Raw genomic sequence first — 533 nt, 5'->3', positions numbered from 1 at the left:
CGCGCAATAACCACTCCTGCCGAAGCGCACAGCCCCTGGAGCAGCCGGCCGGCCACGAGTACGGCCAGATTGGGTGCGAGGGCGCACACCGCCGACGCGACAACAAAGCCTGCGGATCCAAGGAACAGCGGGCGGAAGCGGCCGTACCGGTCCGAGAGCGGGCCGAACACCAGCTGGCCGGCCCCCATGCCGAGAAGGAACGCGGTGAGGGTCAGCTGCCCTGCGGTGGCGGACGCCTCGAGCTCATCGGTCATGGCCGGAAAGGAGGGCAGGTAGAGATCGGTGGCAAACGGCCCGGTGGCGGAGAGCAGGGCCAGAACCAGCAACAACCCGGTTGTCATGGCGGTAACCGGCTTGCGGCGAAACGGACTAAACATAGGCCTGATGGTACGTGGCCCCTCCCCCGCGGCTCCATTCAGGTGGAGGATGGCAGCACGGCACCATCCAGCACGCCCAAAGCCAACGTTGAGAAGGACGGATGCACCATGAGCAACGGTGAAGAGGACCGCAAACGCATTGTTGTGGGGGTGGAC

The 533-nt window shown here is 65.9% G+C and carries 1 protein-coding gene; it reads right to left on the bottom strand.

What is annotated here, in order from left to right; translation table 11 throughout:
• On the bottom strand, window positions 1-377 hold a 377-nt coding region (locus tag CXQ88_RS21485; RefSeq protein ID WP_146069278.1), incomplete at its 3' end, for an MFS transporter.
• Window positions 378-533 lie beyond the last annotated feature (156 nt).

The sequence above is a fragment of the Arthrobacter sp. ZGTC412 genome (genome assembly GCF_002929215.1).
In the GTDB taxonomy this organism is placed as follows: Bacteria; Actinomycetota; Actinomycetes; order Actinomycetales; family Micrococcaceae; genus Arthrobacter.
This window is presented reverse-complemented; position numbering and strand designations above follow the sequence as displayed.